10 protein-coding genes and 1 pseudogene are annotated in these 14,561 nt (G+C 73.5%); 2 read left to right on the top strand and 9 right to left on the bottom strand.

Annotation, left to right across the window (positions count from 1 at the left end):
• Nucleotides 1–110: 110 nt before the first annotated feature.
• From ACWD4B_RS32355 to proB, 5 genes are all read right to left on the bottom strand, one after another.
• Nucleotides 111–1,187 (bottom strand): SCO2583 family membrane protein, encoded by a 1,077-nt coding sequence (locus tag ACWD4B_RS32355; protein WP_451424108.1) that lies wholly within the window; start codon nt 1,185–1,187, stop codon nt 111–113.
• Nucleotides 1,188–1,326: 139 nt separating this feature from the next.
• A complete protein-coding gene (locus ACWD4B_RS32350; protein WP_336411643.1) occupies nt 1,327–1,896 on the bottom strand; it encodes an SCO2584 family spore wall biosynthesis protein in 570 nt (189 codons plus the stop codon).
• A 145-nt stretch (nt 1,897–2,041) separates the two neighbouring features.
• Nucleotides 2,042–3,343 (bottom strand): glutamate-5-semialdehyde dehydrogenase, encoded by a 1,302-nt coding sequence (locus tag ACWD4B_RS32345; protein ID WP_451424107.1) that lies wholly within the window; start codon nt 3,341–3,343, stop codon nt 2,042–2,044.
• A gap of 161 nt (nt 3,344–3,504) precedes the next feature.
• Nucleotides 3,505–3,963: a hypothetical protein gene (locus ACWD4B_RS32340; RefSeq protein ID WP_336411641.1), complete on the bottom strand. Its 459-nt coding sequence runs from the start codon at nt 3,961–3,963 to the stop codon at nt 3,505–3,507.
• A gap of 189 nt (nt 3,964–4,152) precedes the next feature.
• Nucleotides 4,153–5,325 carry a glutamate 5-kinase gene (proB, locus tag ACWD4B_RS32335; protein WP_451424106.1) on the bottom strand — a complete coding sequence of 391 codons (1,173 nt, stop codon included), beginning with the start codon at nt 5,323–5,325 and terminating at the stop codon, nt 4,153–4,155.
• Between the two features lie 257 nt (nt 5,326–5,582).
• Between proB and ACWD4B_RS32330 the strand changes: the two genes are divergently transcribed.
• On the top strand, nt 5,583–7,628 hold the full coding sequence (locus ACWD4B_RS32330) for a hypothetical protein (RefSeq protein ID WP_451424105.1): 2,046 nt from the start codon (nt 5,583–5,585) through the stop codon (nt 7,626–7,628).
• A gap of 70 nt (nt 7,629–7,698) precedes the next feature.
• Here ACWD4B_RS32330 and obgE read toward each other — a convergent pair whose 3' ends face one another.
• From obgE to ACWD4B_RS32310, 4 genes are all read right to left on the bottom strand, one after another.
• The gene (obgE, locus tag ACWD4B_RS32325) at nt 7,699–9,141 is read right to left on the bottom strand and encodes a GTPase ObgE (protein WP_451424104.1); all 1,443 of its coding nucleotides are present in this window, start codon (nt 9,139–9,141) and stop codon (nt 7,699–7,701) included.
• Between the two features lie 170 nt (nt 9,142–9,311).
• On the bottom strand, nt 9,312–9,566 hold the full coding sequence (gene rpmA / locus ACWD4B_RS32320) for a 50S ribosomal protein L27 (protein ID WP_171087996.1): 255 nt from the start codon (nt 9,564–9,566) through the stop codon (nt 9,312–9,314).
• 14 nt (nt 9,567–9,580) lie between these two features.
• The gene (gene rplU, locus ACWD4B_RS32315) at nt 9,581–9,901 is read right to left on the bottom strand and encodes a 50S ribosomal protein L21 (RefSeq protein WP_067351638.1); all 321 of its coding nucleotides are present in this window, start codon (nt 9,899–9,901) and stop codon (nt 9,581–9,583) included.
• A 525-nt stretch (nt 9,902–10,426) separates the two neighbouring features.
• On the bottom strand, nt 10,427–14,434 hold the full coding sequence (locus tag ACWD4B_RS32310) for an Rne/Rng family ribonuclease (RefSeq protein WP_451424103.1): 4,008 nt from the start codon (nt 14,432–14,434) through the stop codon (nt 10,427–10,429).
• Nucleotides 14,435–14,467: 33 nt separating this feature from the next.
• On the opposite strand from ACWD4B_RS32310, the pseudogene ACWD4B_RS32305 reads away from it, so the two are divergent.
• Nucleotides 14,468–14,561, top strand: a pseudogene (locus tag ACWD4B_RS32305) (DUF4142 domain-containing protein); the annotation flags it as partial.

The raw sequence follows: 14,561 nt of genomic DNA, 5'->3' as shown, positions 1-14,561 counted from the left end.
AAGTTGTCCACCCCCCCCCCCCCCGGGGGGCGGGGCCCCCCCCCCCCGAACCTCGACTGCGGGAGCGTCGTGGCTGGTCGCGCAGTTCCCCGCGCCCCTGACGGGGCGCCTTAGGGCCGGGGCTCCGCGCCCGGCGCCAGGGAGCCGCAGAGGGCCGTCTGGGGGACGCCCGTGGTGTACGGGTCCGTGTCCGCCGGGCCGCCTGCCGCGGCCCGCTGGCCGGCCAGCAGCGGCCGCAGGTAGGACGCGTCGTCCGCCGAGCAGGACTCCGGGCCCGCCTGCACCGCGCTCTGCAGCACCTGCACGTGGTGTTCCTGCAGGTCGTCGCGGTCGAAGCGGAACTTCACGGTGCGCCGCACGGTGAACAGCGAGGCCTGGGCCGGCTGCCCGGCCCCCGGCTTCGCCGGGCGCACGGCGTAGACGAAGGTGTGGTCCGCGGAGACCTCCAGCGCGGCCGGCGAGGCCTCGGTGACGGAGAAGACGCCCTGGGTCCGGACGGGCGCGTCCGCGAGGGCGACCTGGGACGGGTCGAAACGGACCAGCCAGCCGGTGGCCTCGTGCAGGCCGTCGTCCGCGGGCCGGTCGAAGCTGCGGTCGAACTGGTCCAGCTGGGCGGGGGTCAGCAGCAGCCGGACGGTCCGCTGGGAGCCCCCGGTGAGCACGGCCGGGTCGAGCGCGGACTTGACCGTGTACTCCTTGGCCGTGGCGAGCGCGGCCATCACGAGGGACTCGGAGAAATTCTGCGTGCGCCGTACGGCCGGAAGGGTGACGCCGTCGGTCCCGTCGCGGAACTGGACGGCCGGACTGTGGTCGAGGAGCGCCCTGGCGTCCCCGCCGGGCACGGCATCGTGCGGGGCGAGCGGGACGAGGGCGACGCGCAGCGGCTCCGCGGAGGGCGGCCTGGGCTCCTTGTAGGGGTGGCGCAGGCCCATGTAGACGGCCGTGCCGAAGGCGAGGGTGATCAATATGACCAGCAGGAGGACCTGGCGCGAGGCGCTCACGCGCACCCAGGCGTGCCGGGTACGGACGGCCGGGGCGTGGTCGTCCATGCGCTCGCGGGCGGAGAACTCCCGGAGCCGGGCAGCACGGACGAACGATTCGTCGAAGACGACGGATCGGTACTCTTCGTCGCCACCTCCCGGGGCACCCTCGGGCGTGCCCTCAGGTGGGTCTCCAGGCCCGTCCATACCTCAAGAGTAGGTCCGTCGGGGCTTCGGTAAACGCGCTGGTACGCGACAAGTTCTGACGAAAATTCACGCTGTCGGGTGAACGGATGCCGGTTCCGCTTACGGGCGTGCAGGGCCTTGGCCAAGCCCTGGGCGGCGGTCAGCCCCGGCGTGGTGCGGCCGGGGCGGCCGGGGGCTCCGAGTCGGCCGAGACGGACGGGAGCGGCCCCGCGGGCGCACCCGCGCCCGTGGTGGCGGTCGGCGGGACGGGCTCCTGGTCCCCGGCGGAGGCGGCACCGCGGTAGACGGCGGCGAAGGCGAGGGCGACCACGCCTATGCCCATGATCACGGCGAGCACCCAGGCCACCGGGCGCCGCCAGCGGGCGTGGCCCCGGTAGGGGCCCCGGGCATTGCCGTAGCGCCCGTAGGGGCCGTAGGCGTCGTCGGGGTCGAGGCCGTGGGCGAGGCCGGGCAGCTCCATCGCCCGGCCCGGGCGGAAGCCGTCCCCGGCGGCCTCCTCGTACGGGTCGTCGTCGGCGGGGCCGCCGCCGGAGCGGGCCCGGTCGGCGGCGAGCATCCGCTCGGCCGCCGAGGGCTCGTGGATCGCGGCGGCCCGCACGAACTCCTCGTCGAAGACCACGGAGGCGAACGGGTCGTCCGCGCCCCCGCGGCAGTGGCTGTCGGGCTCCTCGCCGTCCGGGAACGGCCTGCCCCCCACGTCGTCCGGCACCCGTTCAGAGTAGACCCGAAGCGGCCAATCCGCGCGGGGCGTACGGGAATTCGCGGTACCGCCGGCGTTCGGGTGCGGGTCGTCGGTGGCTGATCGCGCAGTTCCCCGCGCCCCTGTCGGGGCGCGAGTCGGGGCGCGGGTGCGCCTAGCGCCGCGTGTGGCCGTCGCCCGTGACGATGTACTTCGTCGACGTCAGCTCCGGCAGGCCCATCGGGCCGCGGGCGTGCAGCTTCTGCGTGGAGATGCCGATCTCGGCTCCGAACCCGAACTGGCTTCCGTCGGTGAACCGCGTCGAGGCGTTGACGGCGACCGTCGTGGAGTCCACGAGCTGGGTGAAGCGGCGGGCGGCGGCCTGCGAGGTCGTGACGATGGCCTCGGTGTGGCCGGAGGTCCACAGCCGGATGTGGCGTACGGCCGCGTCCAGGTCGTCCACGACCGCGGCGGCGATGTCGTACGACAGGTACTCGGTCTCCCAGTCCTCCGCGGTGGCGGGCACCACCGTGGCCGGGGAGCCCTCCGCCAGCTCCAGCACCCGCTCGTCGCCGTGCACGGTCACCCCGGCCTCGGCGAGGGCGGCCAGGGCGAGCGGCAGGAAGCGATCGGCGATGTCCCGGTGCACCAGCAGGGTCTCGGCGGCGTTGCAGACGCTGGGGCGCTGGGCCTTGGAGTTGATCAGGATCTCGACGGCCATGTCGAGGTCGGCCTCGGCGTCGACGTACACGTGGCAGTTGCCGGTGCCCGTCTCGATCACCGGGACCGTGGACTCCTGGACGACCGTGCGGATCAGCGAGGCGCCGCCGCGCGGGATCAGCACGTCGACCATGCCGCGGGCGCGCATCAGCTCCCGCACCGACTCGCGGCTCTCCCCCGGCACCAGCTGCACCGCGTCCGCGGGCAGCCCGGCGCCGCCGACCGCGTCGCGGATCACCCGCACCAGGGCGGTGTTGGAGACGTAGGCGGAGGACGAACCGCGCAGCAGCACGGCGTTGCCGGACTTCAGGCAGAGCGCGGCGGCGTCGACCGTGACGTTGGGACGGGCCTCGTAGATGATGCCGACGACGCCCAGCGGGACGCGCACCTGGCGCAGGTCGATGCCGTTGGGCAGGGTCGAGCCGCGCACGACCTCGCCCACCGGGTCGGGCAGCGCCGCCACGTCGCGGACGTCCTTGGCGATGGCGCGCACCCGCTCGGGGGTGAGGGTGAGCCGGTCGACGATGCTCTCACTCGTGCCCGCGGCCCGGGCCTTCGCGACGTCCTCGGCGTTGGCGTCGACGATCTCGCGGGTGCGGACCTCCAGCGCGTCGGCGATGGCCAGCAGCGCCTCGTCCTTCACCGACCGCGGCAGTGGCGCCAGGTCGGCGGCCGCGGCGCGGGCGCGGTAGGCGGCACGCAGAACGGGCGACTGCGGCATGGGGTCGGCGAGGGGGGAGGGGAAAACGCTGCTCATGGCTCCGCAGCCTAACCCTTGCGCCGGGGGCGGTCGGGGGGATTCCACGGTGCGGGACGCCCGCCCGGGCGGTGCGTGTTCGGCTGCGGGTTCGTCGTGGCTTGTCGCGCAGTTCCCCGCGCCCCTTACGGGGCGCGGCCTGACGGGGCGTGAGCCCCCTCTCAGAACGGGTGGACGCCCACCGGGGTTGCCGGGAGGGGGCCGTGGCCCTCGGCGATGCGTTGGTGGTAGGTCTCGCGGTCGATGACCTCCAGGCCGACGATCTCCCACGGCGGGAGCCGGGCCGTGGAGCGGTGCTCGCCCCACAGCCGCAGCGCGACGGCGGCCGCGTCGTGCAGGTCGCGCGCCTCCTCCCAGTACCGGATCTCGGCGTGGTCGTTGGCGTAGCGGCTGGTCAGCAGGAACGGATGGTCGTGCGCGAGCTGTTCGAGCGCCCGCCGGACCTCCTTCAGCGGCGCCTCGCTGCCCGAGACGCTGAGGGTGATGTGCCACAGCCGCGACACGTCGCCGGGCCTCTCACCGCCCTTCCGGCTCGCAGGGTCCGGCGTGCCGGACCCGACGCTGGTCAGTGTGCGCTCCGCCGTCCCCTTGGGCTGCGCCCCTGGGCGCCCTCGTCTCACCGGCGGCCTCCCGTTGATCGCTGCTCCGCACGCGTGGGGCGGAGCCGTGCCGTGCTGGTTCTCGTTGTGCTGCCGTACCTCAAAGTTGACCAGTCGGCGGGCGGCGGTGTGGGGGTTTTGCGGAAAGGGCCGAGGAAAGGCTCTGCTGACCGGCGGTTCCCGGCCCGCGTGCCCCCCGTATGACGTCCGTCAGCGGCGCAGCACGACGAGGTCGTCCCGGTGCACGACCTCGCGCTCGTACTCGGGGCCCAGCTCGGTCGCGAGCTCGCGGGTCGAGCGGCCCAGGAGCTGCGGGATCTCCCCCGCGTCGAAGGCGACGAGCCCCCGCGCGACGGCGTGGCCCGTGGTGTCCCGCAGCTCGACGGGGTCGCCCGCGCTGAACTCGCCCACGACGGAGGCGATGCCCGCGGGCAGCAGCGAGCCGGTGCCCTCGACCACGGCCTTGACGGCGCCGTCGTCCAGCACCAGGGCGCCGCGCGGGGCGGAGGCGTGGGCGAGCCACAGCAGGCGGTCTGCGGAGCGGCGGCCGGTGCGGTGGAAGAACGTGCCGGTGGCCCGCCCGCGCAGGGCGGCGTCTGCCTGGCTGGCGGAGGTGAGCACCACGGGGATGCCGGCGGCGGCCGCGATCCGGGCCGCCTCGACCTTGGTGACCATGCCGCCCGTGCCGACGCCCGCCTTGCCGGCGCTGCCGATGGTGATGCCCTCAAGATCCTGCGGACCGTGCACCTCGGCGATCCGCGAGGTGCCCGGGGTGCTGGGGTCGCCGTCGTAGAGGCCGTCGACGTCCGACAGCAGGATCAGCAGGTCGGCGCGGACCAGGTGGGCGACGAGGGCGGCGAGCCGGTCGTTGTCGCCGAAGCGGATCTCGTCCGTGGCGACGGTGTCGTTCTCGTTGACGACCGGCACGGCGCCCATCGCCAGCAGCTGGTCCAGCGTGCGGCGGGCGTTGCGGTAGTGCGCGCGGCGGCTGGTGTCGTCGGTCGTCAGCAGCACCTGGCCGACGCGGCGGCCGTAGCGGGCGAAGGAGGCGGTGTAGCGGGCGACGAGCAGGCCCTGGCCGACGCTGGCGGCGGCCTGCTGCCGGGCCAGGTCGCGCGGACGGCGGTCCAGGCCGAGCGGGGCGAGTCCGGCGGCGATGGCTCCCGAGGAGACCAGCACGATCTCCTTCGCGGCCGTGTTCGCGGGGTTCGCGGGTTCCTGTTCGCGCAGCGTCCGGGCCAGCACGTCGACCAGCGCGTCAACCCGGTCCGCGTCCAGTCCCCCGCCCGCGGTGGTGAGTGACGAGGATCCCACCTTGACCACGATTCGGCGGGCGTCCCGGACCTCCTGCCGCGTCCCCCGCTGCTCCCCTGCCCCTGTCACGTACGTACACCCCTGTGGTCGCCGGTCGTGCTGTGTATTTCAGGCAGGCAAATCTACAGGTTGACGAAGTGTGGTCGTTCGACCCTGTTTGACTGCTGCTGCGGTATCGGAAGATTGCTCCCGGACCGGCGCCCGTCATACGGTCGGTGGTCGACCCCGTCGTTCCGCCCCTGCGCTACGGCGGAACAAATCCCCCCACAGCCGCCCAGACGCGTCCTATATCTCCGTCTCCAGTCCTCCTGCCAGGAGCCCTCCCAGTGCCTTCTGCCGGAACAGCCCCCCGCCGAGCAGCGCAGCTCGCGGCGCTGCTCGCGATGCTGGCGTTCTTCGCCGCCCAGTTCGTGGGGGCGCTGCTGCCCCAGGCGGCCCTGCTGGTCGCCGCCTCGACAGCGGGCCTCGCCCTCGACCTCCACCTGCAGCACCGCGACCCCGGCCTGCTCTCGCTGCTCGGCAAGATCCGCTTCGACGTCATGGTGCGGCAGCTGCTGCGCGACGTGCTGATCCTGGTCGGGCTCCTGCGCCTCAACAGCGACAACTCCCTGCGCGGCTACACCACGGTCGTCTCCGGGCTGGTTCTCTTCTACGGCGCGCACCTCGCCTGCCAGGCGCTCGCGATCGTCGTCAAGCGCAGCCGCACCCTGCCGTTCGTCACCCGCAACATCGACACCGACGGACTGCACCTGACCGCCGCGCCGCCACGCCTGCTGTACCGCCAGCACGGCCGACGGCTGCTGCGCTTCGCCGTCGCCCCCACCGTCGGCCTGCTGCTCACGGTGGCCACCTCGGACACCGTGTGGGCCGAGACCGGGGTCGCCACGGGCGTGCTGCTCGCCGTCGCCGGCACCGTGCACCTCGCCGCCTGGCTCAAGCCGGAGAAGCGCATCGCCGACGAGAAGCAGGCGCTGGAGTGGCTCGACCGGTGGCTCGCGGACTACAAGCCCACCGTCGGCATGTACTTCTCCGGCGGCACCACCTCGGCCTACCAGGCCAACATGTGGCTCTCGACGCTCGCCGAGCTCGACGGCAAGCCGGTCATCGTGCTGCGCGAGCGCTTCATGGTGCAGAAGATCGAGGCCACGGATGTGCCCATCGTGTGCATCCCCAAGGTCGTCCACCTGATGGCCCTGGAGAAGTCCGCGCTGAAGATCATGCTGCACCCCGCGAATTCCGGCAAGACCTCGCAGGTGCTGCGGATGCCGTCGATCAAGCACGCCTTCACCAACCACGGCGAGAGCGACAAGCTCTCCAGCTGCAACCCCTACTCCAAGGCCTACGACGAGGTCTGGGTCGCCGGCCCCGCCGCCCGCGAGCGCTACCAGCTCGCCGACATCGGCGTCGAGGACAAGGACGTCGTCGAGGTCGGCCGCCCGCAGCTCGCCCCGATCCTGCCGTGCAGCACGACGCCTCCCGGCGAGGACGAGTACGTCACCGTGCTGTACGCGCCCACCTGGGAGGGCTGGGACGGCAACCCGGGCAACACGTCCGTCATGCTCGCCGGTGAGAACATCGTGCGCGGGCTGCTGGCCGACCCCAAGGTCCGCCTGCTGTACAAGCCGCACCCGATGACCGGTTCGGTCGACCCGCGCGCCGGACAGGCCGACGAGCGCATCCAGGCCATGATCCGCGAGGCCAACTCCCGCCGCAGCGGCCCCCGTCCCGGCCCCGAGGCCGCGGCCGAACTGGCCCGCCGCGCGACCGAGCTGGAGGCCCTGACCACCAGCGCCTTCCGGGACAGCGCGGATGAAATCGAGCGCATGCTGCTGCAGAGCACCCCGGAGCCGGGCCGTGCGGCGGGCGTCGCGGACGCCACCGCGGCCTGGGAAGCGGCCTATTGGGCCTCGCTGCCGGAGTGGGAGCACCAGATCATCACGGCCGCGCGGCCGTCGCTCTTCAGCTGCTTCAACCAGTCGCAGCTGCTCGTCAGCGACGTGTCGAGCGTGGTCTCGGACTACCTGATCAGCGAGAAGCCGTACGCGGTCGCGAACACGAGCGGGATGGGCGAGGACGAGTTCCGGGCGAACTTCCCGACCGTGAGCGCGGCGACGATCCTCACCCCGGAGGCGTCGGAGATCGCGGGCCTGCTGGCCGCCGTGCGCGACCCGGCGCAGGACGAACTGGCAGCTGCGCGCAGCGAGTTGAAGGTCCAGCTGCTGGGGCCGTCGGACCCGCCGTCGCTGGTGCGGTTCAACCGGGCGGCGCTGGCCCTGGCGGCCGAGGCCGACGCCCGTGAGGCGCGGATGGCGGAGCGGGCCTCGGCCGTGCCCGCACCGCGGGAGGCCGTGGAGGCCGGACAGCGGAGCTGAACTTCCGTACGACAAACGCCTGAGGGGCGGGACGATGTGAATCGTCCCGCCCCTCAGGCGTTCAACGGACTTACTCCCCGAACGGGTTGAAGCCCTCGTACTCGCCCTCCGCCTCGTCCCGCTCGGCCTGGCGGTCGCGGCGGCGCTGCGCGGCCGGACGCGGGGCCTCGAAGCGGTGGTCCTCACCGCGGCGGCCCAGCATCTCCGCACCGGCGGCCATCGTCGGCTCCCAGTCGAAGACGACCGCGTCCTCCTCGCTGCCGATCGCGACGCCGTCGCCGGACCGCGCACCGGCCTTCATCAACTCCTCCTCGACACCGAGGCGGTTGAGGCGGTCGGCGAGGTAGCCGACGGCCTCGTCGTTGTTGAAGTCGGTCTGGCGCACCCAGCGCTCCGGCTTCTCGCCGCGCACGCGGTAGATGCCGTCGTCCTCCAGCGTGACCGTGAAGCCCGCGTCGTCCACGGCCTTCGGGCGGATGACGATCCGGGTCGCCTCCTCCTTCGGCTTGGCGGCACGCGCCTCCGCGACGATGCCGGCCAGGGCGAAGGAGAGCTCCTTCAGGCCCTCGCGGGAGATCGCCGACACCTCGAAGATGCGGTAGCCGCGCTCTTCCAGCTCGGGGCGGATCATCTCGGCGAGGTCCCGGCCGTCGGGGATGTCGACCTTGTTGAGGACGACGAGACGCGGCCGGTTGTCCAGGCCGCCGTACTCCTTGAGCTCCGCCTCGATGACGTCGAGGTCGGTCAGCGGGTCGCGCTCGGACTCCAGCGTGGCGGTGTCCAGGACGTGCACGAGCACCGAGCAGCGCTCGACGTGCCGCAGGAACTCCAGGCCCAGGCCCTTGCCCTGGCTGGCGCCGGGGATCAGACCGGGGACGTCGGCGATGGTGTAGACGGTGGAACCGGCCGTGACCACGCCGAGGTTCGGCACCAGGGTGGTGAACGGGTAGTCCGCGATCTTCGGCTTGGCAGCCGACAGCACCGAGATCAGCGAGGACTTGCCCGCGCTCGGGTAGCCCACGAGGGCCACGTCGGCGACGGTCTTCAGCTCCAGGACGATCTCCTGGGCGTCGCCGGGCACGCCCAGCAGCGCGAAGCCGGGGGCCTTGCGGCGGGCCGAGGCCAGCGCGGCGTTGCCGAGGCCGCCACGGCCGCCCTGGGCGGCGATGAAGCGGGTGCCCTGGCCGACGAGGTCGGCGAGCACGTTGCCGTGCCTGTCCTGGACGACGGTGCCGTCCGGGACGGGCAGGACGAGGTCCGTGCCGTCCTTGCCGGAGCGGTTGCCGCCCTCGCCGGGCTTGCCGTTGGTGGCCTTGCGGTGCGGGCTGTGGTGGTAGTCCAGGAGCGTCGTGACGGACTGGTCGACGACCAGGATCACATCGCCGCCACGGCCGCCGTTGCCGCCGTCGGGGCCGCCGAGCGGCTTGAACTTCTCACGGTGGACGGAGGCGCAGCCGTGGCCTCCGTTACCCGCGGCGACGTGCAGCTCGACGCGGTCCACGAAGGTGGTCATAGCGGTGTGCCTCCAGGTACTACTACGGGTCCGTACGGGATGTGTACGGAATTGTCTTTGTTGTAACGCAGCGAGGGCGGACCCGCTTCCCCAGGGCCGGGGAAGGGAGGTCCGCCCTCGTGTGTCGCTCGTATCGCTATCGCTCTACGGAGCCTGTATCAGGTGAGTGATCAGGCAACCGGAACGATGTTGACGACCTTGCGGCCACGGTGGGTGCCGAACTGCACCGCACCGGCGTCCAGCGCGAACAGGGTGTCGTCGCCACCGCGACCCACACCGGCGCCCGGGTGGAAGTGGGTGCCGCGCTGGCGGACCAGGATCTCACCGGCGTTGACGAGCTGACCGCCGAAGCGCTTCACGCCGAGCCGCTGGGCGTTCGAGTCGCGACCGTTCCGAGTGGACGATGCGCCCTTCTTGTGTGCCATGTGTTCTCAGTCCCTTACTTCGCCGGAGCGTCGATGCCGGTGATCTTCAGCGCGGTGTGCAGCTGGCGGTGGCCGATGCGCTTCTTGTAGCCGGTCTTGTTCTTGTACTTCTGGATCCGGATCTTGTCGCCCTTGTGGTGGTCGACAACCTCGGCCTGGACCTTCACGCCGGCCAGGACCCACGGGTCGCTGGTGACAGCGTCACCGTCGACGACCAGCAGCGTGGAGAGCTCGACGGTGTCGCCGACATTGCTGGTGGAAATACGGTCAACCTCGATGACGTCGCCGACAGCAACCTTCTGCTGACGGCCGCCGGTGCGCACGATCGCGTACACGCGGAACTCTCTCTCGCTCAGGAACGGGACCTCTGATGCCAGCCACTCGCACGGGCAGGGCCCGTGACTGTCCTTGCGGGGACGAGCGGCCTCCCCCGACGGAGCGGGAGGTGTTTGCTCAGGGGTTTCGGCGTCGCACAGGTTTGCACAGACACCGACGGTCAAGGTTACGGGGCCTCGACCAGGGGGTCAAACCGGGCCCCTCGCCGGGGTGGCCGCTCCGCGGCGGGGTGCCCGGCGCGGGGTTCCCCCGAAGAGGCGGCCCCCTCCGTGGCCCCCGGTGCCCAGGTGGCCTTGGCACCGCCGGACTGCGCCGCGGGAGCTGAGCACCATTGCGGCGGAGTGAAGACGCGTGGCTGCCTCTTCACTCCGCGGGCGGCGCCGGGTGACCCGGGCGGGGGTCCGGGGGCGGAGCCCCCTGGGGGTACCTCTTGGGGGCACCCCCAGCGGTAGCTGGGGGAGAAACGGGAAGGGGCGGGTCAGGGGCGGAACAACGCCACCCGACCCGCCCCGGACCCTCGGGCGTCAGTCCTCCGCGACGGCCTTCTTCGCCGTCTTCTTGGCGGCGGTCTTCTTGGCCGTGGCCTTCTTCGCCGTCGCCTTCTTGGCAGTCGTCGTCTTCTTGGCGGCTGCCTTCTTCGCCGTCGTCTTCTTCGCCGTGGCCTTCTTGGCGGCCGTCTTACGGGCCGTCTTCTTGGCCGGGGCGGCCTCCTCGACGGCTTCCGCCTCGACCTCCGCCACGACCTCGGCCTCGGCGGCCGCAGCTTCCGGCTCCGGCTCCGCAGCCGCTGCGACGACCACGACGGCCGTCTCCTCGGCACCCTCCGGCGCACCCGCCGGAGCGGACACCCTGCGGGTCGCCCGGCGCCGCGCACGGGGCGCCGCCACCGGGGCTTCGGCCTCGGCCACGACCTCGGGCTCGGCGGCCGGTGCCACCGGCTCGGCCGGGGCGGGAGCCGCGGCCACGACGACCTCGGGCTCGGCCGGCGCCGCCGGGGCCGACACCTTGCGGGTCGCCCGGCGCCGCGTACGGCCACCACGGGCGACCGCAGCGGCCTCCGCCTCGGCGGGGCTGCCGAACCACTCGTCGTCACCCGCGACGGACGGCACGAGCTCCGCCTCCGTCACCGGGACCGGCTCCAGCTCGGGCGCGGCCTCAGCGGCCTCGACAACCTCAACTGCCTCCGCAGCCTCGGCAGGCGCAGCCGGCACCGGCGCCGCCTTGCCCTTCTTCTTGCCGCGCTTGCCGCCGCCACCGCCGCCGCCGACCGTGGTCGGCTGGTCCATGTGGACGATGACGCCGCGGCCGTTGCAGTGCACGCACTGCTCGGAGAAGGACTCCAGCAGGCCCTGGCCCACCCGCTTGCGGGTCATCTGGACCAGACCCAGCGAGGTCACCTCGGCGACCTGGTGCTTCGTGCGGTCCCGGCCCAGGCACTCCAGCAGGCGCCGCAGCACCAGGTCCCGGTTGGACTCCAGCACCATGTCGATGAAGTCGATCACGATGATGCCGCCGAGGTCGCGCAGCCGCAGCTGACGCACGATCTCCTCGGCCGCCTCCAGGTTGTTCCTGGTGACCGTCTCCTCCAGGTTGCCGCCCTGGCCGGTGAACTTGCCGGTGTTGACGTCGACCACGACCATCGCCTCGGTCCGGTCGATGACGAGCGAACCGCCGCTCGGCAGCCAGACCTTGCGGTCCAGCGCCTTCATCAGCTGCTCGTCGATCCGGTACGTGGCGAAGACGTCGACGTCCGACGTCCACTTCTGCAGGCGGTCCACGAGGTCGGGCGCGACCTGCGAGACGTAGCCGTGGATGGTCTCCCAGGCGTTGTCGCCGCTGACGATGACCTTGGAGAAGTCCTCGTTGAAGATGTCGCGGACGACCCGGACCGTCATGTCCGGCTCGCCGTACAGCAGGGTCGGGGCGTTGCCGCTCTTCGCCTTCTTCTGGATCTCCTCCCACTGCGCCTGCAGACGCTCGACGTCACGGCGCAGCTCGTCCTCGCTCGCACCCTCGGCGGCGGTGCGCACGATGACGCCCGCGTCCTCGGGGACGATCTTCTTGAGGATGGTCTTCAGACGCGCCCGCTCGGTGTCGGGCAGCTTGCGGCTGATACCGGTCATCGAGCCCTCGGGCACGTAGACCAGGTAGCGGCCGGGCAGCGAGACCTGGCTGGTGAGCCGGGCGCCCTTGTGACCGATCGGGTCCTTGGTGACCTGGACGAGCACGGACTGGCCGGACTTCAGCGCGGTCTCGATGCGGCGCGGGCCGCTGCCCATGCCGAGCGCCTCGAAGTTGACCTCGCCCGCGTACAGGACCGCGTTGCGGCCCTTGCCGATGTCGACGAACGCGGCCTCCATGGACGGCAGAACGTTCTGGACCTTGCCCAGGTAGACGTTGCCGACGTAGCTGGCGGCCTGCTCCTTGTTGACGAAGTGCTCGACGAGGACGTTGTCCTCCAGCACGCCGATCTGGGTGCGGTCGCCGTTCTCGCGGACGACCATCACGCGCTCGACGGCCTCACGGCGGGCCAGGAACTCGGCCTCCGTGATGATCGGCACCCGGCGGCGGCCCTGCTCGCGCCCCTCGCGGCGGCGCTGCTTCTTGGCCTCCATGCGGGTCGAGCCCTTGATGGACTGCACCTCGTCGAAGCCCGTGCCGCCCTCGGTACGCGGGCGCGGCTCGCGGACCTTGACGACGGTGCGCTCGGGCTCGTCCGCACCCGGCTCGGCGTCCACGGCCTCGCCGCTGCGGCGACGACGGCGGCGACGGCGACGGCTGCCGGCGGACCCGGAGACGCCGGCCTCCTCCTCGGCCTCCTCGGGCTCTTCCTCGGCTTCCTCGGGCTCCTCGCCCTCGGCGGCCTGCGGCTCCTCCTCGTAGCCCTCGGCTTCCGCGGACTCGCCCCGGCGACGGCGACGGCCACCACGGCGGCGACGGCGCGACGGGCGCTCGCCCTGGTCCTCCTCCGCCTCCTCGGCGGCCTCGGCCTCCTCCGGCTCCTCCTCGGCGGCCGGCTCGACGACCGGCGCCTCGACGGGCTCACCGCGGCGGCGGCGACGGCGCCGTCCGCCCGCGGCGGGGGCCGGGGCCTCGGCGACGGCCTCCTCCTCGGCCGGCTCCTCCTCCGGCACGGTGACGGCAGCGGCAGCGGCGGTCTCCGGCGTCTGGAACATCGGCTCGGCGAAAACGGGTGCCTGGAACACGGCCGACGGCGGCCGCACGGCCCGCCGACGGGTGCGGCCCGTGGCGGCACCGGGCTCCTCGGCGGTCTCCACGGCAGCCTGCGGCGCACCGGCGGGGGCGGCGGCACGACGGCTCGCACGACGGCGACGCGGCTCCTCCACGGCCTCCTCGGCCTGCGGCTCCTCCGCGACGGCCTCGGCGGTCTGCGGGGCGCCGGCGGGCGCACCGGCGCGACGGACCGCGCGGCGGCGGGCGCGGCCCTCGGCGGGAGCCTCCGCCTCCTCGGCAGCGGCCTCCTCGACGGCCTCCGGGGCACCGGCCGGAGCGGCGGCGCGACGGCTCGCACGGCGACGGCGCGGCGCCTCCTCGGCCTCCGGCTCCTCCACGACGGCCTCGGCAGCCTCGACGGCCTGCGGCGCACCGGCCGGAGACGTCACCCGGCGGGTCACGCGGCGGCGACGGGGCGCCTCCGCAGCTGCGGCCTCGGTGGCCTCCTCGCGGGTCTCCTGCACCTGTGCCTCCTCGGCAACGGCCGCTGCAGCGGCCTGGGGCGCGCCGGCGGGCGCGGTGGCACGGCGGCGCGGACGCACCGGCGCGGCTACGGCCTGCTGCACCTGCGGCTCCTCCTCGGAGACCGCGGCGACGGCAGCCGGCTCGGCGACGACGGCCTCGGCGGTCTCCACGACGGCCACGGGCGCGGCGGCCGGGCGGGTCGCACGGCGACGGCCACGGGCGGGCGCGGCGACGACGGCCTCCGGCTCCTCCTCGGCGGCCTGCTCGACGACGGCCTCGCCACCCCGCGGGGCACCGGCCGGAGCAGTGGCCCGGCGGCGCGGACGGCCCGCGGACGCGGACTCGGCGGCAGCCTCGACCGGGACCTCGGTCTCGACCTCGGCAACGACCTGCTCGGCGGCCGGAGCAGTCACCCGGCGGGTGGCACGACGGCGCGGACGGGCGGGGGCCTCGGCAGCCTCCTCGGCTGCGGGCGCCTCGGGCGCGGCAACCGCACGGGTCGCACGACGACGCGGACGAGCAGGCGTCTCCTCGGCGGCCTCGGCCGCGGGCTCGGCCGTCACAGCCTCCTCCGCACCCTGCGGGGCACCGGCCGGAGCGGTCGCCCGGCGGGTCGCACGGCGGCGCGGACGGGCGGGGGCCTCTTCGGCAACCTCGGCGACGGGCTCGGCCGTCACGGCCTCGACGGCCTCGGGCTCGGCCGGAGCAGCGGCCTTGCGCGTGGCGCGACGGCGCGTACGGGCAGGCTCGGCGGCCTCGGCAGCCGCTTCGGCGGCGGGCTCGGCAGCGGGCGCCTCGGGCGCGGCAGCCGCACGGGTCGCACGGCGACGCATACGAGCGGGCTTCTCCTCGGCGGCCTCGGGGGCCCCTACGGGCCACTGTCCGCCGCCGACCGCGACTTCGTCACCCGGGTCCGGCAGGCCGGCCTGTGGGAGATGCCGGCCGGGCAGCAGGCCATGG

Source organism: Streptomyces sp. NPDC002536, from assembly GCF_053594995.1.
Note: the sequence above shows the minus strand (reverse complement) of the source record. Positions and strands in the feature narration are given on the sequence as shown.